This is a genomic window from Massilia sp. HP4 (assembly GCF_005222695.1).
GTDB lineage: Bacteria > Pseudomonadota > Gammaproteobacteria > Burkholderiales > Burkholderiaceae_D > Telluria.
Genome location: NZ_STGG01000041.1, coordinates 461,405 through 486,002, shown reverse-complemented (window position 1 = coordinate 486,002; position 24,598 = coordinate 461,405). Strand labels below are relative to the sequence as shown.

Genomic DNA, 24,598 nt, shown 5'->3' with positions numbered 1-24,598 from the left:
GGGCGCTGCGCACGAAAATCCCGTAAGATACTCGCCGTTTCCTTCACCGCGCAGCAGATGACTCTTCCGTCCGACCAACCCCGCTTCAAACCCCGCCCCTGGACGCCGCTCGAGACGCCGCAGGACGTCGAACTCTGGATCGACGAACACAATCGCGCCATGCAAGAGCTGATCCGCCCCCAGGAAACCGGCGTCGGCATCTGCTTCATGCTGGCCGAGGGCGGCACCGTCCACATGCAGACCACGGAAGATGCGATCGTGCTCGACGTCGACCAGGATGCCTCCTGGATCGCGCCGCTGATCATGGCCGCCACCCAGGCCGAGCAGCCGCCCGGCCAGTTCTGGGTACTGCCCGACGACAAGCTGGTGCAGCTGATCCTGGGCCTGTCGATGCTGGTGCAGAGCACCACGCTGGTGACCGGCCACAATTTCGGATCGGCCGGCCGCCGCGCCTGGTAATACTCAATAGGGCAGGCCGGTCACGTCCAGCCGCACCTGCCACACAGCGCCGGCGCCCGTGATGTACAGCGTCTTGCCATCGGCGCCGCCGAAGGCGACGTTGGTGACATTGGCGTCCGTGCGGATCGTAGCCAGCTCGCGGCCCTGGGGCGTGAACACGCGCACCCGTCTCGGTCCGTGTTCGGTCACGTACAGGTTGCCGTGGCAGTCGAGCGTCATGCCGTCGCCGTTCTCGATGCCCTTGATCACATCTTTTCCTGGCTGCGGCACGCCGTCCTTGATCGGATAGGCGCGCACCGCGCCGTCGCTCGCGTTCACGTACAGGGTGTCGCCGTTCAGCGAGAGCGCGATCCCGTTCGGATTCTTGCGCGTGCCGTCCACCAGGGTGACGGTGCCGTCGGTGGCGATCCGGTAGATGCCGGTCACCGGCTGGCCGCCTGGCGCCGCGGCCTTCTGGTAGTCCGGGTCGGTGAAATAGATCGCACCGTCGGCCGCGATCGCGATATCGTTCGGCGAATTGAAGACTTGCCCCTGGAAGCGCGTGGCGGCGTCGGTGCGCCGGCCGCTGGCGAGGTCGTAGCGCGACATGGCCTTGTACTTGTGGGTCGCGGCGACCAGCGCGCCATCGGCGTCGATCGCCAGGCCATTGCTGCCGGCATCCTCGATCGCGGTGCTCACCGTGCCATCGGGCGAGAACTTGCGCACGCGCGAAGGAAAGCCTTCGCTGAAGCTGAAGTCCGAGAAGTACAGCGCATCCCTGATCCACACCGGCCCCTCGTACAGCCCCGGCTCGCTGCGCGATGGCTTGATCGCGGCGATCCGCTCGGCCTTGAGTTCGCCCGATGGCGGCTTGCCACTGCAGCTGGCGGCCAGCGCGCCGGCGGGCAGGGCGGCTGCGATGCCTGCGGCGAGCAGGGTGCGAACGGCGGTGGCGAAGCGGGTAGGGCGGGTACGGGTCATCGATGGTCTCCTCATGAATATCGGGGCGATCAACCCCATGTTAACGCTACCATTTCAATCGAATCGATTGTATCCTTGGTAACGAGGCAATTGTATCCCGCCGTGCCGCTCGATCGGCACGGTATTTGAACGACAATCCTGCGAGGAGACCTGAATGATCGATCTGAATCGGCGCGGCCTGGTACTGGCTGCGGGTGGCGTGCTGGCGGCGGGCGCCGTAGGTGTACCGGCCTGGGCCAATCCCGAACGCAAGCTGGGCTATGCGGTCGTCGGCCTGGGCGGCTATGGACTGGGACGGATCATCCCCCAGTTCAAGGAGTGCCAGCACAGCCGCCTGGTGGCGCTGGTCAGCGGCGACCCGGCCAAGGCGAAGAAGGTGGCGGCGGAATATGGCGTGCCCGAGCGCGGCATCTACAACTACGAGAACTACGACAGCATCCGCGACAACCCCGACATCGACATCGTCTACATCTGCCTGCCGGTCTTCATGCATGCCGAATATACGGTCCGCGCGGCATCGGCCGGCAAGCACGTGATGTGCGAGAAGCCGATGGCGGTCAGCGTGGCCGAGTGCGAGCAGATGATCGCCGCCTGCCGCAAGGCCGGCAAGAAGCTGATGCTCGGCTACCGCTCGCGCTTCGAGCCGCACAATGTCGAGGCGATTCGCCTCGCGCGCAGCGGGGCCATCGGCAAGCTGCGCTATTTCCGTTCCGAGCATGGCTTTGTCGCGCGCGACCCGAATACCTGGCGCATGAAGAAGGCGCAGTCGGGCGGCGGCTCGCTGATGGACATCGGCATCTATGCACTGCAGGCCGCACGCTACATGACGGGGGAGGAACCCGTCGCCGTGTTCGCCAAGGAAACCACCGACCGCAGCGACCCGCGTTTCCGCGAGGTGGAAGACATGATCGACTTCCAGCTCGAGTTCCGGTCAGGCGTCATCGCATCCTGCATGTCGATGTACAGCGCCAACCGGAACCAGTTCGTGCTGATGGGCGACAAGGGGCGGATCGAGCTGGAGCCCGCCACCGCCTACAGCGGCCAGCGCATGTGGGTCGGCGGCGAACGCAGCGACAAGACCCTGGTCACGCCGCCGCCCGGACCGTACGCGAACCAGTGGGTCGGCCAGCTCGACCATATGGCGCTATGCGTGAAGGATAATCGCGAGACCATCGTGCCGGGCGAAGAGGGCTTGCGCGACATCCGCATCATCGAGGCCGTTTACCGTTCGGCGCGCGAACAGAAACGAATCGGCTTGCGTAGCTAGTCACCGGCGCTGTTTTTCGGTTATAAAGTGTCTTTGACCGAGGTGCGGGGTAACAGTTGATGGTTGAGGCGGCAAGCTTGGCGGGATGGCGCCTGGTCCGGGCCCTGGCGGTGACGATGGGAATGACGGTCGTGCTGCCCCAGCCTTTGCACGCTGCGGACCTGATGAGCGAGACCAGGGCGCGCGGTGCGCTGCGCATCGCTGTCGAGGGCACGTATCCCCCCTTTAATTTCAAGGACCCGAAGACCGGTCACCTGACCGGCTACGATATCGAGGTCGCGCGCCTGGTGGCCACCCGGCTCAAGCTCAGGCCGCAGTTCGTGCCGACCGAATGGAGCGCCATCCTGCCGGCTGTTTCTTCGGGCAAGGTCGACGCCGCCATCAGCCAGGTGATCATCACGCCCGAGCGCGAACAGGCCTACGATTTTTCGATTCCCTACACGTATTCGAGCTTCCAGCTCATCGTGCGCAAGAACGAGCGCGCCAACTACCGCAGCCTGGCCGACCTCAAGGGGCGCAAGCTCGGCGTGCGCGAGGGCAGCGTGTTCGAACAGCAGGCGAAAGCAGTGCCAGGCATCGAGGTCAGGAGCTATCCGGCCGTGCCCGAGAACCTGCAAGACCTCGCCTTCGGCCGCATCGACGCCTCGCTCGACGACAGCCTGATGGTCAACTACCTGTTGAAGAATTCGGAACTGCCGATCAAGGCCGGGCCGCGGGTGGGCCAGCTCGCGCGCATCGGGGTGGCGTTCGGCAAGGGCAATCCGCGGTTCAAGGCGGCGGTCGACAAGGTCTTGACCGATGCGCGCGCCGACGGCACCTTGCGCCGCTTGTCACTCAAATGGTTCGGCATCGACGCCAGCAGCGCCACACGCTAGCGGATGCGACTAAAAGGCGCGGCTCGCACTGCGGGCCGCGCCATGCGTGGTCGATGCCACGTCAACGGTTCTTGTCCTGCTTGCCGTCCCAGTCGCTCGTCTGGTCCATTTGCCGGGACGCGTTGCCCAGCGACCCACGGTGACGACTGTCGAGGTCGGCGTTCAGGTCGTCCAGTGCGGGCGTGCCGCCCGATGCGTGCTGGCCGCCTTGTTGCCGGTTCTGCCGTTGTCCGCCAGCGCTTTGCTGATTGCCGGCGTCTTGCTGCTGGATCGTGCTGTCTTGTTGCTGGATGCTGCCTTGCTGCTGGTTTCCGGCATTCTGCTGATTGCCGGTGCTCTGCTGATTACCGGCACTTTGGCCGGCTCGACTTGCGGCCGATCCCATCTCATCGAGTTCGGGATAGTTCGGCGCTTTATCGCCATGTCCTTTGTTTTCACCCATGTATGACTCCTGGCACTGGTGTCTGGATCTCCGATGCTACGCCGATGCCGCGCCCCGCCAATCAGCGGATTGGCGGAGGCTGCGTAGGATTTTTCGGACAAAGTCAGCAGTAACCCAGGAAGCCGGGCTGGCGTTCAGCGCGGCGCCGCAATGACGCCATGCTGGCGCAGGAAGGCCTGGACCTCGCTGAAGATGGCGACCTGCTGTTCAGCGCTGAATCCGCCATGGCCGCCACCCTTGACGGTGTGCAGCACATTGCTCACGCCCGCCTTGTCGAGCGCGCTTTTCAGGCGCACGCCATGGGCATAAGGCACCAGCGTGTCGGCGTCGCCGTGGATGGTGAACACGGCCGGTCCGCCGGCGCGCACGTGGCTCAGCGGCGACAATTCCTTCGCCAGCGCGGTGCGGCCCGGCAGGCTGCCGAACCAGGCCACCGCATACGAGCGGATGTTCGGGCCCTGCAGCATGTCGGCCACGTCGGTAATGCCATACCAGTTGACGACGGCCTTCACCTTCGGCGCAACGTTCTGGTACGGACCGCTCCAGGTCGGCTCGGTCGACGCGCACTGATTGGCAAGCGGAGCGTCGCCGGGAATCATCGCCGTGGCCAGCGCCAGGTGGCCGCCGGCCGAATCGCCGGTGGTCACGACCCGGTCCAGGTCGAAACGGTAGCGCTCGGCATTGCGGCCGACCCATTGCAGCGCACACAAGGTGTCTTCGACCGCGGCCGGGGCCAGCGCCACGTTCGCCAGCCGGTACTGCACATTGATGACGGCAAAGCCCATCTGCAGATAGGGCAGGGCGGCCAGCGCGCGGCTTTCGCGGTTGCCCGCCACCCAGCCGCCGCCGTGGAAGTTCAGCACCACCGGCAGGCGCGCCGTGCCGTCGCCGCGCGGGCGGTAGACATCGAGCTTGAGGTCCTGGCCGCTCGCGCGCAGGTAGGTAATGTTCGGCTCGACCGCCATCCCGTGGCCGAGCAGGACAGCGGTGCGCAATGGATCGTATGCCGCGCCGTCCTGGGCCTGGCTGGCAGTGGACGTGAAGGCCGCTGCCAGCAGGCAGGCGGCCGCCACGGCGCGCAATGGTGTGTGCAGCGTGCTGGTCGCCATGGGCGGCTCCTTACATATTGGGGTAGTTGGGGCCGCCGCCGCCTTCCGGCGTGACCCAGACGATGTTCTGGGTCGGATCCTTGATATCGCAGGTTTTACAGTGCACGCAGTTCTGGGCGTTGATCTGCAGCCGGTCGCCGCCATCCTCGCGCTTGACGAACTCGTAGACCCCGGCCGGACAGTAACGCTGTTCCGGGCCGGCATACTTGGCCAGGTTGACGTCGACCGGCACGTTCGGGTTCTTGAGCGTCAGGTGGACCGGCTCGTCTTCGCGGTGGTTGGTGTTCGAGATGAACACCGACGACAGCTTGTCGAAGGTCAGCTTGCCGTCCGGCTTCGGATAGGCGATCGGCTTGTAGTGCGAGGCCGGCTTCAGGCATTCGTGGTCGGCGTGCTGGTGGTGCAAGGTCCATGGCGCCTTGCCGCGGAACACGATCTGGTCGATGCCGGTCATGATCGTGCCCAGGATCAGGCCCTTGCTCATCCACGGCTTGAAGTTGCGCGCGATGTGCAGCTCTTCATGCAGCCACGATTTCTCGAAGGCGGCAGGGAAGGCGGCCAGTTCGTCGGCCGAGCGGCCTTCGCCCAGGGCGGCAAACGCGGCTTCGGCGGCCAGCATGCCGGTCTTGATCGCGGCGTGGCTGCCCTTGATGCGGCTGGTGTTCAGGAAGCCGGCATCGCAGCCGATCAGGGCGCCGCCCGGGAACACGGTCTTGGGCAAGGACTGCAACCCCCCCGCGGTGATGGCGCGCGCGCCATACGAGATGCGCTTGCCGCCCTCGAAGAAGCCGCGGATGTCCGGGTGAGTTTTATAGCGCTGGAATTCCTCGTACGGCGACAGATAGGGGTTCTGGTAGGACAGGCCCACCACGTAGCCGACCGCGACCAGGTTGTTTTCGAGGTGGTACAGGAACGATCCACCATAGGTGTCGTTCGGCAGCGGCCAGCCGGCCGTGTGGATCACCAGGCCAGGCTGGTGCTTGGCCGGATCGATTTCCCACAATTCCTTGATGCCGATGCCGTAGGTCTGCGGATCCTTGCCCTTGGTCAGGTCATATTTCGCCATCAGCTGGCGGCCCAGGTGGCCACGCGAGCCTTCGGCAAAGAAGGTGTATTTGGCGTGCAATTCCATGCCGAGCTGGAAGTCGGCGCCGGGCTCGCCTTCGCGATTGACACCCATATTGCCGGTGGCCACGCCCTTGACCGAACCGTCCTCGTTATACAGGATTTCGGCAGCCGGGAAGCCGGGGAAGATTTCCACGCCCAGGCTTTCCGCCTGCTGGCCCAGCCAGCGCACGACATTGGCCAGCGAGACGATGTAGTTGCCGTGGTTTTTCAGGGCCGGCGGAATGGCGAATACCGGGGTCGAGATCGATTTGGTCTCGGTCAGGAACATGACCCGGTCTTCGGTGACGACCGTGTTCAACGGTGCGCCTTTTTCCTTCCAGTCAGGGATCAGTTCATTGAGCGCGCGCGGATCCATTACCGCGCCGGACAGGATGTGAGCGCCGAGCTCGCCGCCTTTTTCCAGGACGCAGACCGATACTTCCTGGCCTTTCTCCCCTGCGAGCTGCTTGAGCCGGATCGCCGCGGACAGGCCGGCTGGGCCACCGCCGACGATCACGACGTCGTATTCCATGGCTTCGCGCGGTCCGTATTGTTCGAGAAGATTGTTTGTCTCTGTCATGGTTTTTTGTAAGCCCTCGGTGAGGCCATCTAGAAAATAGCACGAGTGTGCGGGTTTTTACTGTCGAATGCAACTTGCGCGCCATTGTAAAGGCAATATTAGATGAGGCAATCTAATACCCGTCATTTGTGGGATCATTATGCTTTCGCAACTAGCTGGCGCGACAGCACCTGGGGAGCCGACGTGGGAATTGAAGTCAATTTCGAAGGAAAGATTGCGATGGTTACCGGTGCGTCGAGCGGGCTCGGTGCGCGTTTCGCGAAAGCGCTGGCCGGGGCCGGGGCCCAGGTCGTGCTGGCCTCGCGCCGGGTCGAGCGGCTCAAGGAATTACGGGCCGAGATCGAGGCCGACGGCGGCGCGGCCCATGTGGTGCGCCTCGACGTCACCGACCTGGGCAGCATCAAGGCGGCCATCGCGCATGCCGAGACCGAGGCCGGGCCGATCGATATCCTGGTGAACAATTCCGGCGTCTCGACCACCCAGCGCCTGCTGGACGTGGGCGAGGACGACTATGGCTACATCATGGACACCAATCTGCGCGGCGCCTTCTTCATGGCCCAGCAGACCGCCAAGCGCATGATCGCGCGCGCCAAGGGCGACCCGCGCAAGCAGCACCGCATCGTCAATATCGCCTCGGTGGCCGGCTTGCGCGTCTTGCCGCAGATCGGCGTGTATTGCATGAGCAAGGCCGGCGTGGTGCAGATGACCAAGGCGATGGCGGTGGAGTGGGGCAAGTACGGGATCAACGTCAATGCGATTTGCCCCGGCTATATCGCCACCGATTCGAACGAGGATTATTTCGACACCGAACCGGGCCGCAAGCTGATCGAGATGCTGCCGCGCAAGCGTCCGGGAAAGCCGGAAGACCTCGATGGGCTGCTCTTGCTGCTGGCGGCGGAAGAAGCCCATTTCATCAATGGCGCCATCATCACGGCCGATGACGGGATGACGGCGCAGTAATCATTTGGAAGCAGAGACAGTAATGAGTAGCAAGAAGCTGGTGCACACCCTGCGCATGCCGATCCGCTGGGGCGATATGGACGCCATGGGGCATGTCAACAATACGAATTATTTCCGTTACATCGAATCGGCCCGCATCGCCTGGCTGGAGCAGGTCGGCGGCCTGCCGGATGCGCGCGGCGAAGGGCCGGTGATCGTCAATGCCTCGATGAATTTCATCAAGCAGTTGACCTATCCGGGCGAGATCGAGGTGACGACCTTCGTATCGCCGCCGGGACGCTCGAGCGTCGAGGTGTCGCACGAGATCCGGCTGGTGAACGGGCTGGGCGAGGCGGGGGATCTGCACGCCGAGGGCATGGCCAAGGTGGTGTGGGTCGATTTCAGGCTGGGCAAGTCGGCGCCCTTGCCCGACGTGTTGCGGGCCCAATTGCCAGAAGCCTGATCTGGTCGCGCCCTGCGGCGTGATATTTCGAGAGTTTTACACCTCGTTCCTTATGGCAAAATCAGGTTCTTCCCGGAACTACATTTCGTGACAAAAACAGTACACACTGTTGCAAAACGAGCTTGTAGCCATGTCAGACAGTTCCTACGCAGAAACTGAACGATTATAATCGGGCTCAGTTTCTGCGCGCTTCGTTGCGCGCGTCCATTCCCCACTGTTGGCAGTTTATGTTCGAGAATGAGGTCGTTTTCTCCATCGCGCGGCACGCGGCATGGGCTCCAGGCATGGCGACACGCACGCAGTGGGCAGACTGGGCGCGCGAGCCATGGCCATTGATGGCCGGCCCCGAACCGAAAGTGGCGGCAATGCCTGCCATGCTGCGGCGCCGCGCCGGCTTCCTGGGCCGTATGGCGCTCGAGGTTGCCTACGAGTGCATCGGCCAGGACGCCGATGTGCCGACTGTCTTTTGCTCGCGGCACGGCGAGGTGGAGCGTTCGATCGCATTGCTGCGCGACCTGGCGCGCGGCGAGCCCCTGTCCCCGACCGCCTTCGGCCTGGCCGTGCATAACGCCAGCGCCGGCCTGTTCTCGATCGCACGCGCCGACCGCGCCAACCATGTGGCCCTGGCCGCAGGCGGCGCGACGCTCGAACATGCCGTGATCGAAGCCTGCGGCCAGCTTGCCGACGGCGCGCCGATGGTCTTGCTGGTGGCCTGCGACATGCCGCTGCCGGCTCCGTACGAAGCATTCGAGGATTGCGCCGAGCAGCCGTTCGCCTTCGCCTGGGCGATGGTCCCGGCCGCTGCGCAGCCGATGCGACTTTCCTGGCAAGCCGGGGTTGACGCCATGCCGGCGCCCATGCCGGGAGGGCTCGAGGTATTGCGCTTCCAGCTCGGCGCCGACGCCGCGCTGGTGCGCGACGCGCTGGGCAAGCGCTGGACCTGGAGCCGCGATGCTGACTAGGGCAGGGCGCGTCTGGCGCGTGTTCGCCACCGGCCTCTGCTTCGCATTGTTCGGCATCGGTGGATTGGTCTTGCGGGTCGTGGTGTTTCCGCTGCTGTCGCTATGCGTGCGCGCTCCCGCTGCGCGCCAGCGTGCGGCGCGCAGCGCGGTGCGCCTGAGTTTCCGGGCTTTCGTGGGCGTCATGCACTTGCTGGGCGTGCTGCGCTACGAAGTGCGCGGCCTGGACAAGCTCGAACGCCAGGGCCAGCTGATCCTGGCCAACCATCCGACCCTGATCGACACCGTGTTCCTGATCGCCTTCGTGCGCAATGCCGATTGCATCGTCAAGAGTGCGCTGTCGGGCAACCCGTTCATGCGCGGACCGATCCGCGCCGCCGGCTACATCTGCAACGACCGCGGCCCCGAGCTGGTCGAGGATTGCATCGCCTCGCTGCGGGCCGGCGGCAACCTGATCGTGTTCCCCGAAGGCACGCGCACCCCGCCCGGCGGCGCCGCGACGCTCAAGCGCGGCGCGGCCAATATCGCGGTGCGCGGCATGCGCGCGGTGACGCCGGTCGTGATCCGGTGCGATCCGCCCACCTTGGGCAAGGGCGACAAGTGGTGGCATGTGCCGCCGCGCCAGGCCCGGTTTCGCATCGACGTCAAGGACGATATCGCGGTGGAGGTATTCCGCCACGACGATGTGCCCGAGGTGGTGGCGGCACGCCGCCTCACCGCATACCTCCAACAGTTTTTTGTGAAAGAAGGCCAGCAACATGCTTGAACAGGAAGTGAAAGCACTGATCGTCGACGTCCTCCAGCTCGAGGACATCGCGCCCGAGGATATCGACAGCGAGGCGCCGCTGTTCGTCGAAGGCCTGGGCCTCGATTCGATCGATGCGCTGGAAATCGGCGTGGCGCTGCAGAAGCGCTACGGCATCACCCTGTCGGCCGAGTCGCAAGAGACGCGCCGTCATTTCGCTTCGGTGCGCGCGCTGGCATCGATGATCGAAGCCAACCGCAAGAAGTAGGAGAACCCCATGGTACGCATTGAAGACATGAACCGCGATGAACTGTTCACCTGGGTCGCCGACCTGCTCGCCGAGATGTTCGAACTGGAACGCGCTTCGCTCACGCCAGCCTCGAACCTGTACGCCGACCTGGACATCGACAGCATCGACGCGGTCGACCTGGCGGTCAAGCTCAAGCAGATGACCGGCAAGCGCCTGCAGCCCGAGGTGTTCAAGACCATCCGCACCATCGAGGACGTGGTCAATGCGCTGGTCGCGCTGGGCGAATCGAAGTCCGACCAGCAGGCCGAAGCGCAGGCGCAAGCGGCTTGAACGCATGATCTGGAATGTCCTGGCGGCCGCGCTGACGCTGGTCTATCCGCTGGCGATCTGGTTCGGCCACGACCGCATCGAGCCGCGCTGGCTGGCGGCGCTGCTGTTGCTGACGGTCGCCACGCGCCTGCCCACGCTCAGGCTGAACCAGGCCGCGCGCTGGAGCGCGGCCGGGGCGCTGCTGCTGGTGGCCGTCGCCATCGCGTCGAACGCGGTGCTGCCGCTCAAGCTGTATCCGGTGCTGGTCAACGCGGCCATGCTGGCCGCATTCGGCGCGACGCTGGTGTCGGGACCGTCCATGATCGAACGGCTGGCGCGCCTGCGCGAGCCGGCGCTGCCGCCGGCCGCGGTGCGCTATACGCGGCGCGTGACCCAGGCCTGGTGCCTGTTCTTCATCGTCAACGGCGCAATTGCGCTCGGCACCGCCTTGTTCGCCTCCGAGGCCGTCTGGTCCCTGTATAACGGCGTGATCGCCTATCTCCTGATGGGAGCGATGTTCGGCGGGGAATACCTGCTGCGCATGCGCTTCAAGCGCCTGCACCATGCGTGATTTGTTCGATCGACTTGCCACCCGCCCGGCGGGAGAGGTGGCCGGCTGGCGCGACGGCGCGCCAGTCACCCATGCCGAATTTCTCGCGCGCGCCGGCGCCTGGGCGGCCTGCGGCCGGCGCAGCCCGGCCACGCAGGTGGCGCTGTTCATCGAGGACAGCCTCGAATTTTCCGCCGCCCTGCTTGGCGCCTGGGCGAGCCGCAAGACGGTCTGGCTGGTGGCCGACACCTTGCCGGCCAGTTGCGCGGCGCTTGCCGGCAGGGTCGACGCCTTCTGGGGCGAGTTCCCGGCGCAGCATGCACCAGGCGCGCCGCTGCCGGGCGAGGCGTGGGATGGCGTTTGGCGCGCGCCGGCCGACGACTTCGCAGCCATGGTGGTGTACACCTCGGGCAGCACCGGCGTGCCGACGCCGATCCCCAAACGGCTGTCGCAGCTTACCAGCGAAGTCGCGGCGCTCGAGACGCAGTTCGGCGCGGTGCTCGGCGATGCGGACGTGATCGCCACCGTCTCGCACCAGCACATCTACGGTTTGCTGTTCCGTATCCTGTGGCCGCTGGCTGCGGGGCGTCCGATCCACGCGGCGCGCCACGAGTTTCCGGAAGCGCTGGCGCCAGCGCTGGCGGCGCGTCCCTGCATTTTGCTGGCCAGCCCGGCCCACCTGAAGCGCTTGCCCGCGCACCTCGACTGGAGCGGCGCCGCGCGCATGCTGCGCACTGTGTTTTCGTCGGGCGGCATGCTCGAGCAGGCCGCGTCCAGGCATGCGGCCGACCTGCTCGGCAAGGCGCCGGTCGAAGTCTACGGCAGCTCGGAAAGCGGCGGCGTGGCCTGGCGCCGGCGTGATGCAGGCGAGGAGTGGACCCCGTTGCCCGGCGTGCGCTGGCGTCTCGACGGATCGGGCGCGCTCGAAGTGGCGTCGCCGTTTGCCGCCCCGGATGGCTGGCTCGCGCTTGCCGATCGCGTCGAACCGCGAGCCGATGATCGCTTCGTATTGCGCGGCCGCGCCGACCGGATCGTGAAGATCGAGGAAAAGCGCGTCTCGCTCGATGCCATCGAAGCGGCCTTGTCGAACACCGGTCTGGTGCGCGAAGCCCGGGTGCTGTGCGTGCCGGACGGCGCGCGCCAGTCGCTGGCGGCCTTCGTGCTGCCGAGCGAAGAGGGGAATGCGTTGCTGGAACAGGGCGGCAAGCCGGCGCTGAACGCGCGCCTGCGCGCAGCATTGGCGCCGGTGGTCGAAGCGGTGGCGCTGCCGCGTCGCTGGCGCTACCTGGACGCCTGGCCGGTCAATGCCCAGGGCAAGACGCCGCAGTCGCAGTTGCTGGCATTGCTGGAAGCGCCGCGCGCTGGACGTCCGCGTTTCCCGGCGCTGCGCGTGCTCGACACGGCAGCGGGCCGGGCGCTGCTCGAACTCGTGGTGCCGGCCGACCTGCTGTATTTCGACGGTCACTTTTCGGTGGCGCCGGTGCTGCCGGGCGTGGTGCAGGTGGACTGGGCCATCCATTACGGACGCCATTACCTCGGCCTGGCGGGCGCCTTCAAGGGCATCAACGCGCTCAAGTTCCAGCAGATGATCCGCCCGGGCCACCCGGTGCAGCTCGAGCTGCTGCACGACGCGGCCAAGGGCAGCCTGAATTTCCGTTATTTCTCGGACGCCGGCGCCCATGCCAGCGGCCGCATCCTGTTGGAAAGCTGAACCCGCATGTTGAACAAAAAATTCTCGCCAGAGGGCCAGCGCGCCTTCGACGCCCGCTTCGAAGCGCAAAAGATCGCGTATGGCCCGGTCGTGTTCCAGTGCGTACGCTATGCATGGAAGCGCGGCATGCTGCAGGCGATCGCCGACGCCGGCGATACCGGCCTGTCGGTCGAGGAGCTGGCGGCGAGCGGCGGCTGGACGCCGTACGTGCTCAAGGTAGTGTTGGAAACCTGCCTGTCGGCCGGCGTGGTGCTGATCGACGACGGCCGCTATGCGCTCGACAAGGCCGGCTTCGTGGTGCTGACCGACCCGATTACCCAGGTCAACATCGATTTCAACCATGACGTCTGCTACCAGGCGATGTTCGACCTCGAGCACGCGCTCGATGCCGAGAAGCCGCTGGGCCTGAAGGTGTTCGGCGATTGGCCGACCCTGTACCAGGGCCTGTCGCAGTTGCCGGAACCGGCGCGCAGCAGCTGGCTAGCCTTCGACCACTATTACTCGGATACCTCGTTCCCCGAGATCATGCCCGATGTGTTCGCGACCGCGCCGCGGCGCCTGATGGACATCGGCGCCAACACCGGCAAGTTCACGCTGGCCGCCCTGGCCCACGACAAGTCGGTGGCGCTGCACCTGGTCGACCTGCCGGGGCAGCTGGCCGTGGCCGACACCAGGCTGGTCGAGGCCGGCCTGCGCGAACGCGCGTCGCTGCATCCGACCGACCTGCTGGACGACGCGTTGGCGCTGCCGGGCGACATGGACCTGATCTGGATGAGCCAATTCCTGAGCTGCTTCTCCGAAGGCGCGATCGGCAGCATCTTCCGGCGCGTAGCCGCTGCGCTTGGCCCACGCGGCCAGGTGCTGGTGCTCGACACCTTCTGGGACCGCCAGCGCTACGATATCGCCTCCTACTGCCTGATCAATACCTCGCCTTACTTCAATGTCCTGGCCAGCGGCAACAGCAAGGTCTACGAGAGCGAGGACTACATCCGGCTGGCGCGCGAGGCCGGCCTGACCCTCCTGACGGCGCGCGACGGCATCGGCTACTGCCACACGCTGCTGCGTTTCGCCAGGGCGGAGTAAAGCCGATGTTCGATCCCTGCGTCGTCATCCCGGTGTACAACCACGAGCACGCGATCGGCAAGGTCGTGGCGCAGGTGGCGCAGCACGGCCTGCCATGCATCCTGGTCGACGACGGCAGTTCGCCGTCCTGCGCCGCCGTGCTCGACGCGCTGGTGGCGGACTATCCGGGCCAGGTGGTGCTGGAGCGCCATGCCGTCAACCAGGGCAAGGGAGGGGCAGTGCTGACCGGCTTCGCACGCGCGGGCCGCGACGGCTACAGCCACGTGCTGCAGGTCGATGCCGACGGCCAGCACAGCGTCGGCGACATCCCGCGCTTTCTCGACGCGGCGCGCGCGGCGCCGCAGGCAGTGATCGCGGGTTGCCCGGTGTACGACGAATCGGTGCCGGCGCTGCGCCTGTACGCGCGTTATCTGACCCATGTCTGGGTCTGGATCAACACGCTGTCGCTGGCGATCCGCGATTCGATGTGCGGCTTCCGGGTCTATCCCCTGGCGCCGGTGGCGGCGCTGGCGGCGCGCCGCAGGCTCGGCCTGCGCATGAATTTCGATATCGAAATCCTGGTGCGCCTGTACTGGGACGGCCTGGCGGTGGTGAACCTGCCGACCCGGGTCGGCTATCCCGACGACGGCGTCTCGCACTTCAAGGCCTGGGCCGACAACGTCCTGATCACCCGCCTGCACGTGGCGCTGTTCTTCGGCATGCTGCCGCGTATTCCTCGCCTGCTGGCTCGCTCATGGCGCAACTGAAGCACGCCGCCGAGACGCGCCACTGGGCCGCCATCAACGAAGCCAGCTTCGTGGGCGGCATGCGCCTGCTGTTCTGGATCTGCCGCGTGTTCGGGCGCTGGCCTTTCCGGCTGGCGCTGTATCCGGTGCTGCTGTGGTACGTCGCGACCCAGGGCCGCGCGCGCCGCGCCTCCAGCGCCTACCTGGCGCGGGTCGGCGCGCCGCACGGCTTGGCCGGCGTGCTGCGCCACTTCGGCGCTTTCGCCGAGGCTATCCTCGACAAGATGCTGCTGTGGGGCGGCCTGTTCGACTTTTCCAGGGTGTCGCTGCACGGCGCCGAACCGCTGCTGGAGATGATCGAGACGCGCCGCGGGGCGCTGCTGGTATGCGCCCACCTGGGCAACCTCGACCTGTGCCGGGCGCTGTCGCTGCGCACGCCGGGGCTGAAGGTGACGGTACTGGTGCACACGCGCCATGCCCAGGCCTTCAACGCCATGCTGGCCAGGCTCGATCCGCGCAGCCAGCTGAACCTGATGCAGGTGACCGAGATGACGCCGGCGATGGCGATGCAGCTGTCCGAGCGCATCGAAGGCGGCGAGTTCGTGGTGATCGCGGGCGACCGGGTGCCGGTGTCGGCCGCGCCGCGCGTGGCGATGGCGCCTTTCCTGGGCCGGCAAGCGGCTTTCCCGATCGGCCCCTACGTGATGGCCTCGGTACTCGGCTGTCCTATCTACACCATGTTCGCGGTGCGCCAGGGCGCGCGCCACGAGCTGCATTTCGAATGCCTGCGCGAGCGCGTGAACCTGCCGCGCGCGGCGCGCGAACGGGCGCTGGGCGAGCTGGCCGCCGATTACGCGGCGCGGCTCGAACGCCATGTGCGGCGCGCCCCCCTCGAGTGGTTCAACTTCTACGACTTTTGGCAACAACCCGGATCGGAACGTCCTGATGCATCTGAATGACCTCAACGTGCCTGCGCGCACCGTGCGCTTCGATCGCGAGCGCCTGACGCTGGATGACGTGACGGCGATCGCGCGCGGCGCGGCGCGGCCTGTCTTGTCGGACGATCCGGCATTTCGCGCGGCGATCGCCCGTGGCGCCGATTTCCTCGACCGCCTGCTGCGCGAGGATGGCACCATCTATGGCGTGACCACCGGCTATGGCGACTCGTGCACGGTGCCGGTGCCGCTGTCGCTGGTAGCCGAGCTGCCGCACCATTTGTATACCTACCACGGCTGCGGACTGGGCAGTTTTCTCACGCCGGCGCAGACCCGCGCCGTGATGGCGGCCCGGCTGGCGTCGCTGTCGAAGGGCTATTCGGGCGTGAGCGTCGGCCTGCTGGAGCAGGTCGTGCGCCTGTTCGATGCCGGCCTGCTGCCCCTGATCCCGAGCGAAGGCTCGGTCGGCGCCAGCGGCGACCTGACGCCGCTGTCCTACCTCGCGGCGGTGCTGTGCGGCGAGCGCGAAGTGCTGCGCGACGGCGTCCAGCTTCCGGCCGCGCAGGCGCTGCACGACGCCGGGATCGAACCGCTGCGCCTGCGGCCGAAGGAAGGGCTGGCGATCATGAACGGCACCGCCGTCATGACGGGCCTGGCCTGCCTGGCCTTCGAGCGCGCCGAGTACCTGACGCGCCTGACGACGCGCATCACGGCCATGGCCTCGTTCGCGCTGGACGGCAACGACCATCACTTCGACGAGACCCTGTTCTCGGTCAAGCCGCATGCCGGCATGCAGGGCGTGGCGGCCTGGCTGCGCCAGGACCTGGAGTACGCCGGCCAGCGCGAACGCAACGGCAAGCGCCTGCAAGACCGGTATTCGATCCGCTGCGCGCCGCACGTGATCGGGGTGCTGGCCGACGCCTTGCCGTTCTTCCGCAGCGCGATCGAGAACGAGCTCAATAGCGCGAACGACAATCCGATCATCGACGCCGAGGGCGAGCGCGTGCTGCATGGCGGCCACTTCTACGGCGGCCATATCGCCTTCGCGATGGACGGCATGAAGAACGCGGTGGCCAACCTGGCCGACCTGCTGGACCGCCAGATGGCCTTGCTGGTCGACGCCCGCTACAACGCCGGCCTGCCGGCCAACCTGTCGGGCATGCAGGGCGAGCGCGCCGCCATCAGCCACGGCCTCAAGGCCTTGCAGATCAGCGCCTCGGCCTGGACCGCCGAAGCGCTCAAGCTGACCATGCCGGCCTCGGTGTTTTCGCGCTCGACCGAATGCCATAACCAGGACAAGGTCAGCATGGGCACGATCGCCGCGCGCGACTGCCTGCGCGTGCTGGAACTGACCGAACAGGTCGCGGCGGCGCTCTTGATCACCGTGCGCCAGGGCGCCTGGCTGCGCCAGCGCCTCGACCCGGCGCGTGTCTTGCCGGCGCCGCTGGCGCGCATGCTCGAGCTGCTGGGCGAGGACGTGGCGCCGGTGCTGGAAGACCGCCGCCTCGATCCCGACCTGCACGTGCTGCTGGAGCGCATTCGCGGCCAGGCCTGGAGCCTGTATGCGTAAGGCGAAGGCGGCGGCGCGCTGGTGGGCCGAAGTCGAGGTGCAGGTACAGTTCTTCGACCTGGATCCGATGCAGATCGTCTGGCACGGCAACTACGTCAAATATCTCGAGGTGGCGCGCTGCGCGCTGTTCGACAAGATCGGCTACAACTACGAGCAGATGCGCGACTCGGGCTATATGTGGCCGATCATCGAGATGAACCTGCGCTATGCCGGCCCGGCCGTGTTCGGCCAGCGCCTGCTGCTGCGTGCCGAGATCGTGGAATGGGAGAACCGGCTGCGCATCGATTACCTGGTCCAGGACGCGGCCAGCGGCAAGCGCCTGAACCGCGCCACCACCACCCAGGTCGCGGTCGACATCAAGAGCGGCGAGATGTGCTTCGCGTCGCCCGCCATCCTTTTCGAGAAGTTGGGAGTAGCAGCACCATGAAACACATCCTCGCCATCGCCGCCCTCCTGTTTGGCGCGGCCAGCGCCCACGCCGCCGCGCCGGTCGCGCAGATCCAGGCCATGCTGGCCAAGCCCGACCAGCTGTGCGGCCGCTTCGACCAGGTCAAGCGCCTGGCCGGCATGAAGAAGCCGCTCGCCTCCCAGGGCAGGTTCTGCGTGGTGGCCGGCAAGGGCGTGCTGTGGCGCACCCTCAAGCCGTTCCCGAACACGCTGCGCCTGAAGCGCGACGAGATCGTCCACCTGCAGGGCGACCGCGTCGCGATGCGGCTGGAAGCGAGCCAGGAGCCCACCGTGCGCATGATCAACGGCGTGCTGTTCTCGCTGCTGGCCGGCGACCTCGGGCAGCTCGACAGCCTGTTCGAGGTCGACGGCAGCGTCGACGGCGAGCGCTGGAAGGTCGCGCTCAAGGCGAAGAGTGCGGCGCTGGCGCGCGCGGTCGGGGCGATCTCGCTCGAAGGCGGCGCCTATGTGCGCAGCATCCAGATGGTCGAGGAGAGTGGCGACCGCACCGAGATCGTGTTCTCGGATATCAAGACCGGCCCCGGCGCGGTCTTGCCTGAAGAGGCGGCCCAGCTTTGACCGTCCAACGCCGCCTGGCGCTGGCCTGGGCTTTCGTCGTCTGCCTCCTGGTCGGGTATAACGCCTGGCTGTGGCTGGACCAGCGCATCGCGCCCGATACCGACATCCTGGCCTTGCTCCCGCTCGAAAAGCGCGACCCGGTGCTGGAGCAGTCGTTCACCCATATGGTCGACAGCGCGCAGCAGCGGGTGGTGGCGCTGGTCGGGGCCAGCGAGTGGAGCACGGCCGGGCAGGCGGCCGACGCCTATCGTGCGGTGCTGGCGCCGCACGCCGGCCTGATCGCGTTCGACGCGATGGGCGACGACACCCAGGCTGGCTGGCTCGCCAGCCTGCAGCCGCATGCCACGCTGCTGGTCGGCGCCGCCCAGCAACGCCAGCTGCGCGAGGAGCCGGCGCGGTTCTGGGCCGACGCGGCGCTGGCGCGCCTGTACAACGCTTTCTCGGGACCGAAGCTGGGGGCTTTCCGCGACGATCCGTTCGGCCTGTTCGCGGGCTGGGCCCAGGAGCGCGCCGGCGAAACGCCGGTGCGTCCGCGCGATGGCCGCCTGTTCGTGGCCGAAGAGGGGGGAGAGGGGCGCGAGTACGTGCTGCTCACCTATACCTTGAAACAGTCGGCGTTCTCGCTCGGCGCCCAGGACGCCGTAGTGCCGCTGCTGGAACAGGCCAGGGCCGCCGCGCGAGGAGCAGCGCCCGACGCCGAGGTCATCACCGCCGGCGTGGTGCTGCATGCCGCCGCCGCCGGCCGCCAGGCCAGCCGCGAGATCCACACCATCGGCGTCGGTTCGCTGGTGGGTATCGTCCTGCTTACCTGGCTTACCTTCCGCTCGCTCAGGCCGATCGGCCTGACCCTGCTGGCGATCGGCGTCGGCTTCCTCGGGGCGCTGTCGGTGTGCTGGTTGCTGTTCGGGCAAATCCACCTGTTGACGCTGGTGTTCGGGGCCAGCCTGATCGGCGTGGCCCAGGACTACGGCATCTATTTCCTGTGCCATCGCCTGCGCGCCGACCCTGGCCTCGACTCGCCGGCGCTATTGCGGCGCCTGTTGCCCGGCCTGGGCCTGACCCTGCTGGCGGCGGTGATCGGCTACCTGGGCCTGGCGCTCACGCCGTTCCCGGGCCTGCGCCATATGGCGGTGTTCTCGGCGCTGGGCCTGGTGTTTGCGTGGTTGACCGTGGTGTGCTGGTTCCCTGGGCTGATTTCCAGCAGTACGCTGAAGGCCGGCTGGCTGGCGCAGCGCTATCGCGGCCTGGTGAGAAACTGGCCGCGTTTGACGCGCACGCCGGCCGCCATTGCCCTGGTGCTGGCGCTGGCCGTGGTCGCCGCCGGCGGCTGGTCGCAGCTGACCACCAACGACGACATCCGCTCGCTGCAATCGTCGCCGCCCGCGCTGATCCAGGACCAGATCAAGCTGGGCAAACTGCTCGACGCGCCGAGCCCGGTCCAGTACTTCCTGGTGCGGGGTGACTCGGGCGAGCAGGTGCTGCAGCGCGAGGAGGCGCTCAAGCGCCGGCTCGACCCCTTGATCGCGCAAGGCCATATCGCTGGCTACCAGGCCTTGTCGAACTGGGTGCCGTCGGCCCGCGCCCAGGCCGAACGCCTGGCGCTGGTAGAGGACAAGCTGCTGCGCGCGGACGGGCCGCTGGCGCTGCTGGCAAGCGAGATCGACGAAGACCGGCAGTGGGTCGCGGACAGCGCAGCCCACCTGCGCGCGCAGGCGCGGCCGATGCTGGTCGACGACTTCATGCGCACACCCGCGGCCGAGCCGTGGCGCCACCTGTGGCTGGGAGGCATCGACGACCGCGGCCGCACGGTGCACGCCAGCATCGTGGCCCTGCGCGGCCTGCAGTATGCGTCGCTGCCGGTGCTGGCCATCGCCGCCGACGGCCTCGATGGCGTGCAGTGGGTCGACAAGGTCGGCGGCATCTCGGCGGTGCTGGGCAGCTACCGCGCCACCATGGGCTGGGTGGTGCTGGGCGCCTACGCGGTGGTGTTCGCGGTGCTGTTCCCTCGCTACCGCGGCCGCACCTGGCGGGTCCTGGCGCCGACTGCCGTGGCCAGCGTACTGGCCGTGGCGCTGCTCGGCTTCAGCGGCCAGCACCTGCAGCTGTTCCACGTGCTGGCGCTGATGCTGCTGCTCGGCGTGGGCGTCGACTACGGCATCTTCATGCAAGAAGACACCGAGGGCGACGACGCCCCCTGGCTCGCAGTCGGGCTGTCGGCCGCCAGCACCATCCTGTCATTCGGCCTGCTGGCCCTGAGCGGCACCCCGGCGCTGCGGGCCTTTGGCCTGACCATGCTGGCCGGGGCCGCCCTGGTCTGGCTGCTGGCCCCCTGTTTTGCGATTACCAAGGAAGCGAACCATGCGCCGCCTCACTGAGTCTCTTACTGCGCGCCTGGCGCCCTGCATGTGCGCCTTGCTGCTGGCGGCCTGCGCCACCCAGCCGCCAGCCCCGGCCCGCCTGGGCCTGCGCCTGGCGCCCGACGCGCTGGGCGAGACCATCAGCGTGCAGCAGCAATTGACGGTCGAACGTGGCGGCAGCACCAACGACCTGGTGGCGGCGCTCGAGGTCGACCCGCAGCGCGTGAGCCTGGTCGGCCTGGCCCTGGGCCTGCGCGTGCTGAGCCTGGAATTCGACGGCAAGGAGCTGACCGAATGGCGCCATCCGATGCTGCCGTCCCAGGTGCGCGCTGCCGACGTGCTGGAAGACCTGCAACTGACCTTGTGGCCGCTGGCCGAGATCGCGCGCGCCTTGCCGCCTGGCTGGACGATCGAGGACCAGGGGCTGCGTCGGACGCTGCGCCGCGAAGGTGAACTGGTCGCGACCATCGACTACAGCGGCATGCCGCGCTGGACGGGAACCGCGGTGCTGGATAATGTGCGTTATAAATACCGGCTGACCGTGGTGTCGGCTCCCGAATGAACGAGGCCATGGGCAAACCGACTGTGTATCTCAATGAATGCGCGATCCTGTGCGCACTCGGCGCCGACCGCGCAACGGTCGCGCGCCGCCTGCTGCATGTCGCGGCCAGCGGCCTGACGCTGTCCGATCAATTTTCGCCGGGGCGCATGCTGCCGGTGGGCCAGGTGGGCGCGGGACTGCCCGACCTGTCGCACCTGCCGCTGCGGCTGCGCAGCCGCAATAACGCGCTGGCGCTGGCCGCGCTGGCGCAGATCCGTCCCGCCGTCGACGCGGCCATCGCGCGCCATGGCGCGGCCCGGGTCGGCATCGTCATCGGCACCAGCACCTCTGGAGTGGGCGAGGCGGAGGCAGCGCTGGCCCCGGAGCAGGGCAGTGGCGAACTGCCGGCCGGCTTCCATTACGGCCAGCAGGAAATGGGCTCGTGCGCCGAGGCGCTGGCGCTCGAACTGGGCGTGGGCGGCCCCGCCTACGTGCATTCGAGCGCCTGCTCGTCGAGCGCCAAGGCCATGGCCAGCGCCGCGCGCCTGATTCGCATGGGCTTGTGCGACGCGGTCGTCACCGGCGGCGTCGATACCCTGTGCGGTTTCACGGTGGCCGGTTTCTCGGCGCTGGAGTCGGTCAGCAGCGCGCGCTGCAACCCGCTCAGCGCGCGCCGCAACGGCATCAACCTGGGCGAAGCGGCGGCGCTGTTCCTGATGAGCCATGTACCGGCGCCGGTGGCGCTGTGCGGCTGGGGCGAATCGTCCGATGGCCACCATATCTCGGCGCCCGACCCGGAGGGCGGCGGCGCGCGCATCGCGATGCGCGAAGCTTTGCTGCGCGCCGGCCTGGATGCCGCGCAGGTCGACTACATCAACCTGCACGGCACCGCCACCGTCCAGAACGACGCGATGGAGTCGCGCGCGGTGGAGGCGCTGTTCGGGACGCAGGTGACGGTAAGTTCGACCAAGCCCCTGACCGGCCATACGCTGGGCGCCGCCGGCGCCCTCGAAGCGGCGTTCTGCTGGCTCGCCATGCAGGACGATAATCCCGAGGGCCGGCTGCCGCCGCACCTGTGGGATGGCGAGCAGGATCCGGCGCTGCCGGTCCTGAACGTGGCGGCGATCGGGGCCCGGCTCGGTCGCCCGATCCGCTATGCGCTGAGCAACTCGTTCGCCTTCGGCGGATCGAACGCGGCGCTGGTGTTCGGGAGGACGGCATGACCGCGCCCGACATCCGCGAACTGGTGCCGCACAGCGGCGCGATGTCGCTGCTCGGCCGGCTGCTGGCCGCCGCCGACGACAACCTCTGCGCCGAAGTGGCCATCACGGCGGACAGCATGTTCTGCGTGGACGGCGCGGTCGGCGCCTGGGTTGGCGTGGAATACATGGCGCAGGCCGTGGCCGCGCATGCCGGGCATGCGGCGCGACAGCTTGACCGGCCGGTGCGGGTCGGCTTCTTGCTGGGCACGCGGCGCTATGCCTGCACGGTGCCAGCATTCGCGGTAGGCAGCCTGCTGCACATCCACGTGCAGCGCGTGCTGCAGGGCGAGAACGGCCTGGGGGCCTTCGAGTGCCGCATCGTGGATGGCGCCGGCGGCGGCGAGCTGGCCACGGCGACCATTACCGTGTTCCAGCCTGATAATGTAGAAGAGTTTTTGCAACGGAGTTCCGAATGAGCAGTACCAAGAAAACTGTGCTGGTGACGGGTTCGTCGCGCGGCATCGGCAAGGCAATCGCGCAGCGCTTAGCGCGCGACGGCTTCGATGTGGTCGTGCATTGCCGCGACCGGCGTGCCGACGCCGATGCGGTGCTGGCCGGGATCGTGGCGCAAGGTGGCGCCGGACGCGTGCTGCAGTTCGACATCGCCCAGCGCGAGGCGACGGCCGCGATCCTGCTGGACGACATCGAACGGCATGGCTGCTACTACGGCGTGGTCGCCAACGCCGGCGTGGCGCGCGACACCGCGTTTCCGGCCATGAGCGGCGACGAGTGGGACCTGGTGCTGGACACCAACCTGGATGGCTTCTTCAATGTGCTCAACCCGCTGGTAATGCCGATGGTCCAGCGCAGGAAGCCCGGCCGCATCGTCACCATGGCATCGGTCTCGGGCCTGGTCGGCAACCGCGGCCAGGTCAATTACAGCGCGGCCAAGGCCGGCATCATCGGCGCCACCAAGGCGCTGGCGCTGGAACTGGCCAAGCGCGAGATCACCGTCAATTGCGTGGCGCCGGGCCTGATCGAGACCGACATGATCGCCGAGGTGCCGCTGGACGAGGCCCTGAAGCTGGTGCCTGCGCGCCGTGTCGGCCGGCCCGAAGAAGTGGCGGCGGCGGTGAGTTATCTGATGTCGGAAGACGCGGGCTATGTGACGCGCCAGGTGCTGTCGGTGAACGGGGGGCTGGCATGAACCGCCGCGTCGTCGTCACCGGCATGGCCGGTATCAGCCCGCTCGGCAACGATTGGCCGACGATCCGCGCGCGACTTGGCGAATACCGGAATGCGATCGTGCGCATGGAAGACTGGGCCGGCTACGAAGGGCTCAACACGCAGTTGGGCGCGCCCGCGGCGCCGTTCGAACTGTCCAAGCGCTACGACCGCAAGGCCACCCGCAGCATGGGCCGGGTGGCGCTGCTGGCCACGCGCGCCAGCGAACTGGCCTTGCAGGACGCCGGCCTGCTCGATCATCCATTGCTCACCAGTGGCCAGATGGGTGTGTCGTTCGGATCCTCGGCCGGCACCCCGAGCGCGATCGGCGACTTCGGCCGCATGATGGAAGAGCGCACCACGCGCGGCATCAACGCCACCACCTACATCAAGATGATGGCGCACACGGCGCCGGTGAATATCGGCGTGTTCTTCGGCGTGACCGGGCGCGTGTTTACCACCTCGTCGGCCTGCACCTCGGGCAGCCAGGGCATCGGCTATGCCTATGAGGCGATCAAGAGCGGGCGCCAGCTGGCCATGATCGCCGGCGGCGCCGAGGAACTCGACGCGACCGAGGCGGCGGTGTTCGACACCCTGTTCGCGACCAGCACCCGCAACGACGCACCGCACACCAGCCCGCGCCCGTTCGACCGCGCGCGCGACGGCCTGGTGATCGGGGAGGGGGCCGGCTGCCTGATCCTGGAAGAGCGCGAGCATGCCATGGCGCGCGGCGCGACCATCCACGCCGAGCTGGTGGGATTCGGCACCAACAGCGATGGCACCCACGTCACCCAGCCGAATGCCGCGACCATGAAGATCGCGATGGAGCTGAGCTTGCGCGACGCCGGCCTGGCGCCGGACGCCATCGGCTACGTCAATGCGCACGGCACCGCCACCGCGCATGGCGACCTGGCCGAAAGCCAGGCCACGGCGGCGCTGTTCGGCAAGCGGCTGCCGATCAGCTCCCTCAAGAGCTATATGGGGCATACGCTCGGCGCCTGCGGCGCCCTGGAAGCGTGGATGAGCATCGAGATGATGCGTGAAGGCTGGTTCGCTCCGACGGTCAACCTGGATGAAGTCGATCCTGAATGCGGTGAACTCGACTACATCCGCGGCGAGGGACGCAAGCTCGACTGCGATTATGTGATGTCCAATAATTTTGCGTTCGGCGGCATTAACACGTCGCTGATTTTCAAACGGTAGTGTTTAT

At 67.2% G+C, this 24,598-nt stretch carries 27 protein-coding genes; 23 read left to right on the top strand and 4 right to left on the bottom strand.

Annotation, left to right across the window (positions count from 1 at the left end):
* The first annotated feature begins 57 nt into the window (after positions 1 to 57).
* Positions 58 to 459, top strand: coding sequence for a hypothetical protein (locus E8M83_RS16150; protein WP_137174337.1), 402 nt, complete (start codon positions 58 to 60; stop codon positions 457 to 459).
* A 3-nt stretch (positions 460 to 462) separates the two neighbouring features.
* Here E8M83_RS16150 and E8M83_RS16145 read toward each other — a convergent pair whose 3' ends face one another.
* A complete protein-coding gene (locus E8M83_RS16145; protein ID WP_137174336.1) occupies positions 463 to 1,419 on the bottom strand; it encodes an SMP-30/gluconolactonase/LRE family protein in 957 nt (318 codons plus the stop codon).
* 154 nt (positions 1,420 to 1,573) lie between these two features.
* On the opposite strand from E8M83_RS16145, the gene E8M83_RS16140 reads away from it, so the two are divergent.
* Both E8M83_RS16140 and E8M83_RS16135 read left to right on the top strand, forming a co-directional pair.
* Positions 1,574 to 2,686 (top strand): Gfo/Idh/MocA family protein, encoded by a 1,113-nt coding sequence (locus E8M83_RS16140; protein ID WP_137174335.1) that lies wholly within the window; start codon positions 1,574 to 1,576, stop codon positions 2,684 to 2,686.
* A 77-nt stretch (positions 2,687 to 2,763) separates the two neighbouring features.
* Complete coding sequence (locus E8M83_RS16135; protein ID WP_307721860.1) at positions 2,764 to 3,561, top strand: transporter substrate-binding domain-containing protein; 798 nt, start codon at positions 2,764 to 2,766, stop codon at positions 3,559 to 3,561.
* A 61-nt stretch (positions 3,562 to 3,622) separates the two neighbouring features.
* On the opposite strand, the gene E8M83_RS16130 is transcribed toward E8M83_RS16135, so the two are convergent.
* The 3 genes from E8M83_RS16130 to E8M83_RS16120 all read right to left on the bottom strand — a co-directional run bounded on the left by E8M83_RS16130 (position 3,623) and on the right by E8M83_RS16120 (position 6,799).
* The gene (locus E8M83_RS16130; RefSeq protein WP_137174333.1) at positions 3,623 to 4,003 is read right to left on the bottom strand and encodes a hypothetical protein; all 381 of its coding nucleotides are present in this window, start codon (positions 4,001 to 4,003) and stop codon (positions 3,623 to 3,625) included.
* 134 nt (positions 4,004 to 4,137) lie between these two features.
* Positions 4,138 to 5,112 (bottom strand): alpha/beta hydrolase, encoded by a 975-nt coding sequence (locus E8M83_RS16125; RefSeq protein WP_137174332.1) that lies wholly within the window; start codon positions 5,110 to 5,112, stop codon positions 4,138 to 4,140.
* 10 nt (positions 5,113 to 5,122) lie between these two features.
* Positions 5,123 to 6,799 (bottom strand): electron transfer flavoprotein-ubiquinone oxidoreductase, encoded by a 1,677-nt coding sequence (locus E8M83_RS16120; RefSeq protein ID WP_170976833.1) that lies wholly within the window; start codon positions 6,797 to 6,799, stop codon positions 5,123 to 5,125.
* Between the two features lie 183 nt (positions 6,800 to 6,982).
* Here E8M83_RS16120 and E8M83_RS16115 point away from each other — a divergent pair, with 183 nt between their 5' ends.
* The 20 genes from E8M83_RS16115 (at position 6,983) to E8M83_RS16020 (ending at position 24,591) form a co-directional block, all read left to right on the top strand.
* Positions 6,983 to 7,759, top strand: a complete 777-nt coding sequence (locus tag E8M83_RS16115; protein ID WP_123069242.1) for an SDR family oxidoreductase — start codon at positions 6,983 to 6,985, stop codon at positions 7,757 to 7,759.
* A gap of 22 nt (positions 7,760 to 7,781) precedes the next feature.
* Positions 7,782 to 8,201 carry a thioesterase family protein gene (locus E8M83_RS16110; protein WP_137174331.1) on the top strand — a complete coding sequence of 140 codons (420 nt, stop codon included), beginning with the start codon at positions 7,782 to 7,784 and terminating at the stop codon, positions 8,199 to 8,201.
* A gap of 284 nt (positions 8,202 to 8,485) precedes the next feature.
* Positions 8,486 to 9,163: a beta-ketoacyl synthase chain length factor gene (locus E8M83_RS16105; RefSeq protein ID WP_229491555.1), complete on the top strand. Its 678-nt coding sequence runs from the start codon at positions 8,486 to 8,488 to the stop codon at positions 9,161 to 9,163.
* On the top strand, positions 9,153 to 9,926 hold the full coding sequence (locus tag E8M83_RS16100) for a 1-acyl-sn-glycerol-3-phosphate acyltransferase (protein WP_137174329.1): 774 nt from the start codon (positions 9,153 to 9,155) through the stop codon (positions 9,924 to 9,926). Before E8M83_RS16105 ends, E8M83_RS16100 begins: the two co-directional genes overlap by 11 nt.
* Positions 9,919 to 10,173 carry a phosphopantetheine-binding protein gene (locus tag E8M83_RS16095; protein ID WP_137174328.1) on the top strand — a complete coding sequence of 85 codons (255 nt, stop codon included), beginning with the start codon at positions 9,919 to 9,921 and terminating at the stop codon, positions 10,171 to 10,173. Before E8M83_RS16100 ends, E8M83_RS16095 begins: the two co-directional genes overlap by 8 nt.
* 27 nt (positions 10,174 to 10,200) lie before the next feature.
* The gene (locus tag E8M83_RS16090) at positions 10,201 to 10,485 is read left to right on the top strand and encodes an acyl carrier protein (protein ID WP_137174384.1); all 285 of its coding nucleotides are present in this window, start codon (positions 10,201 to 10,203) and stop codon (positions 10,483 to 10,485) included.
* A 4-nt stretch (positions 10,486 to 10,489) separates the two neighbouring features.
* On the top strand, positions 10,490 to 11,035 hold the full coding sequence (locus E8M83_RS16085; protein ID WP_137174327.1) for a hypothetical protein: 546 nt from the start codon (positions 10,490 to 10,492) through the stop codon (positions 11,033 to 11,035).
* Positions 11,028 to 12,725: an AMP-binding protein gene (locus E8M83_RS16080; RefSeq protein WP_137174326.1), complete on the top strand. Its 1,698-nt coding sequence runs from the start codon at positions 11,028 to 11,030 to the stop codon at positions 12,723 to 12,725. Before E8M83_RS16085 ends, E8M83_RS16080 begins: the two co-directional genes overlap by 8 nt.
* Before the next feature lie 6 nt (positions 12,726 to 12,731).
* On the top strand, positions 12,732 to 13,808 hold the full coding sequence (locus E8M83_RS16075; protein WP_137174325.1) for a methyltransferase: 1,077 nt from the start codon (positions 12,732 to 12,734) through the stop codon (positions 13,806 to 13,808).
* 5 nt (positions 13,809 to 13,813) lie between these two features.
* Positions 13,814 to 14,554 carry a glycosyltransferase family 2 protein gene (locus E8M83_RS16070; RefSeq protein ID WP_137174324.1) on the top strand — a complete coding sequence of 247 codons (741 nt, stop codon included), beginning with the start codon at positions 13,814 to 13,816 and terminating at the stop codon, positions 14,552 to 14,554.
* The gene (locus tag E8M83_RS16065) at positions 14,542 to 15,492 is read left to right on the top strand and encodes an acyltransferase (protein ID WP_137174323.1); all 951 of its coding nucleotides are present in this window, start codon (positions 14,542 to 14,544) and stop codon (positions 15,490 to 15,492) included. Before E8M83_RS16070 ends, E8M83_RS16065 begins: the two co-directional genes overlap by 13 nt.
* Positions 15,479 to 17,038, top strand: coding sequence for a histidine ammonia-lyase (gene hutH / locus E8M83_RS16060; RefSeq protein ID WP_137174322.1), 1,560 nt, complete (start codon positions 15,479 to 15,481; stop codon positions 17,036 to 17,038). The genes E8M83_RS16065 and hutH overlap by 14 nt, the downstream gene beginning before the upstream one ends.
* The gene (locus E8M83_RS16055; protein ID WP_137174321.1) at positions 17,031 to 17,465 is read left to right on the top strand and encodes a thioesterase family protein; all 435 of its coding nucleotides are present in this window, start codon (positions 17,031 to 17,033) and stop codon (positions 17,463 to 17,465) included. Before hutH ends, E8M83_RS16055 begins: the two co-directional genes overlap by 8 nt.
* Positions 17,462 to 18,064: an outer membrane lipoprotein carrier protein LolA gene (locus tag E8M83_RS16050; RefSeq protein WP_137174320.1), complete on the top strand. Its 603-nt coding sequence runs from the start codon at positions 17,462 to 17,464 to the stop codon at positions 18,062 to 18,064. The genes E8M83_RS16055 and E8M83_RS16050 overlap by 4 nt, the downstream gene beginning before the upstream one ends.
* On the top strand, positions 18,061 to 20,439 hold the full coding sequence (locus E8M83_RS16045; protein WP_137174319.1) for an MMPL family transporter: 2,379 nt from the start codon (positions 18,061 to 18,063) through the stop codon (positions 20,437 to 20,439). Before E8M83_RS16050 ends, E8M83_RS16045 begins: the two co-directional genes overlap by 4 nt.
* Positions 20,423 to 20,983 carry a DUF3261 domain-containing protein gene (locus E8M83_RS16040; RefSeq protein WP_137174318.1) on the top strand — a complete coding sequence of 187 codons (561 nt, stop codon included), beginning with the start codon at positions 20,423 to 20,425 and terminating at the stop codon, positions 20,981 to 20,983. The genes E8M83_RS16045 and E8M83_RS16040 overlap by 17 nt, the downstream gene beginning before the upstream one ends.
* Positions 20,984 to 20,991: 8 nt before the next feature.
* Positions 20,992 to 22,185, top strand: coding sequence for a beta-ketoacyl-ACP synthase (locus E8M83_RS16035; protein ID WP_137174317.1), 1,194 nt, complete (start codon positions 20,992 to 20,994; stop codon positions 22,183 to 22,185).
* A complete protein-coding gene (locus E8M83_RS16030; RefSeq protein ID WP_137174316.1) occupies positions 22,182 to 22,640 on the top strand; it encodes a 3-hydroxylacyl-ACP dehydratase in 459 nt (152 codons plus the stop codon). The genes E8M83_RS16035 and E8M83_RS16030 overlap by 4 nt, the downstream gene beginning before the upstream one ends.
* Positions 22,637 to 23,371, top strand: a complete 735-nt coding sequence (gene fabG / locus E8M83_RS16025; protein WP_137174315.1) for a 3-oxoacyl-ACP reductase FabG — start codon at positions 22,637 to 22,639, stop codon at positions 23,369 to 23,371. Before E8M83_RS16030 ends, fabG begins: the two co-directional genes overlap by 4 nt.
* On the top strand, positions 23,368 to 24,591 hold the full coding sequence (locus E8M83_RS16020; RefSeq protein ID WP_137174314.1) for a beta-ketoacyl-ACP synthase: 1,224 nt from the start codon (positions 23,368 to 23,370) through the stop codon (positions 24,589 to 24,591). The genes fabG and E8M83_RS16020 overlap by 4 nt, the downstream gene beginning before the upstream one ends.
* Positions 24,592 to 24,598 lie beyond the last annotated feature (7 nt).

Excerpts from the sequence above, each read along its gene's own strand:
- fabG (WP_137174315.1), top strand. The coding sequence starts at position 22,637 with ATGAGCAGTACCAAGAAAACTGTGCTGGTGACGGGTTCGTCGCGCGGC.
- E8M83_RS16120 (WP_170976833.1), bottom strand. The coding sequence starts at position 6,799 with ATGACAGAGACAAACAATCTTCTCGAACAATACGGACCGCGCGAAGCC.
- E8M83_RS16095 (WP_137174328.1), top strand. The coding sequence starts at position 9,919 with ATGCTTGAACAGGAAGTGAAAGCACTGATCGTCGACGTCCTCCAGCTC.
- E8M83_RS16110 (WP_137174331.1), top strand. The coding sequence starts at position 7,782 with ATGAGTAGCAAGAAGCTGGTGCACACCCTGCGCATGCCGATCCGCTGG.
- E8M83_RS16150 (WP_137174337.1), top strand. The coding sequence starts at position 58 with ATGACTCTTCCGTCCGACCAACCCCGCTTCAAACCCCGCCCCTGGACG.
- E8M83_RS16055 (WP_137174321.1), top strand. The coding sequence starts at position 17,031 with ATGCGTAAGGCGAAGGCGGCGGCGCGCTGGTGGGCCGAAGTCGAGGTG.
- E8M83_RS16070 (WP_137174324.1), top strand. The coding sequence starts at position 13,814 with ATGTTCGATCCCTGCGTCGTCATCCCGGTGTACAACCACGAGCACGCG.
- E8M83_RS16030 (WP_137174316.1), top strand. The coding sequence starts at position 22,182 with ATGACCGCGCCCGACATCCGCGAACTGGTGCCGCACAGCGGCGCGATG.
- E8M83_RS16050 (WP_137174320.1), top strand. The coding sequence starts at position 17,462 with ATGAAACACATCCTCGCCATCGCCGCCCTCCTGTTTGGCGCGGCCAGC.
- E8M83_RS16020 (WP_137174314.1), top strand. The coding sequence starts at position 23,368 with ATGAACCGCCGCGTCGTCGTCACCGGCATGGCCGGTATCAGCCCGCTC.
- E8M83_RS16100 (WP_137174329.1), top strand. The coding sequence starts at position 9,153 with ATGCTGACTAGGGCAGGGCGCGTCTGGCGCGTGTTCGCCACCGGCCTC.
- E8M83_RS16075 (WP_137174325.1), top strand. The coding sequence starts at position 12,732 with ATGTTGAACAAAAAATTCTCGCCAGAGGGCCAGCGCGCCTTCGACGCC.
- hutH (WP_137174322.1), top strand. The coding sequence starts at position 15,479 with ATGCATCTGAATGACCTCAACGTGCCTGCGCGCACCGTGCGCTTCGAT.
- E8M83_RS16080 (WP_137174326.1), top strand. The coding sequence starts at position 11,028 with ATGCGTGATTTGTTCGATCGACTTGCCACCCGCCCGGCGGGAGAGGTG.
- E8M83_RS16145 (WP_137174336.1), bottom strand. The coding sequence starts at position 1,419 with ATGACCCGTACCCGCCCTACCCGCTTCGCCACCGCCGTTCGCACCCTG.
- E8M83_RS16130 (WP_137174333.1), bottom strand. The coding sequence starts at position 4,003 with ATGGGTGAAAACAAAGGACATGGCGATAAAGCGCCGAACTATCCCGAA.
- E8M83_RS16140 (WP_137174335.1), top strand. The coding sequence starts at position 1,574 with ATGATCGATCTGAATCGGCGCGGCCTGGTACTGGCTGCGGGTGGCGTG.
- E8M83_RS16040 (WP_137174318.1), top strand. The coding sequence starts at position 20,423 with ATGCGCCGCCTCACTGAGTCTCTTACTGCGCGCCTGGCGCCCTGCATG.
- E8M83_RS16125 (WP_137174332.1), bottom strand. The coding sequence starts at position 5,112 with ATGGCGACCAGCACGCTGCACACACCATTGCGCGCCGTGGCGGCCGCC.
- E8M83_RS16065 (WP_137174323.1), top strand. The coding sequence starts at position 14,542 with ATGGCGCAACTGAAGCACGCCGCCGAGACGCGCCACTGGGCCGCCATC.
- E8M83_RS16035 (WP_137174317.1), top strand. The coding sequence starts at position 20,992 with ATGGGCAAACCGACTGTGTATCTCAATGAATGCGCGATCCTGTGCGCA.
- E8M83_RS16085 (WP_137174327.1), top strand. The coding sequence starts at position 10,490 with ATGATCTGGAATGTCCTGGCGGCCGCGCTGACGCTGGTCTATCCGCTG.
- E8M83_RS16090 (WP_137174384.1), top strand. The coding sequence starts at position 10,201 with ATGAACCGCGATGAACTGTTCACCTGGGTCGCCGACCTGCTCGCCGAG.
- E8M83_RS16105 (WP_229491555.1), top strand. The coding sequence starts at position 8,486 with ATGGCGACACGCACGCAGTGGGCAGACTGGGCGCGCGAGCCATGGCCA.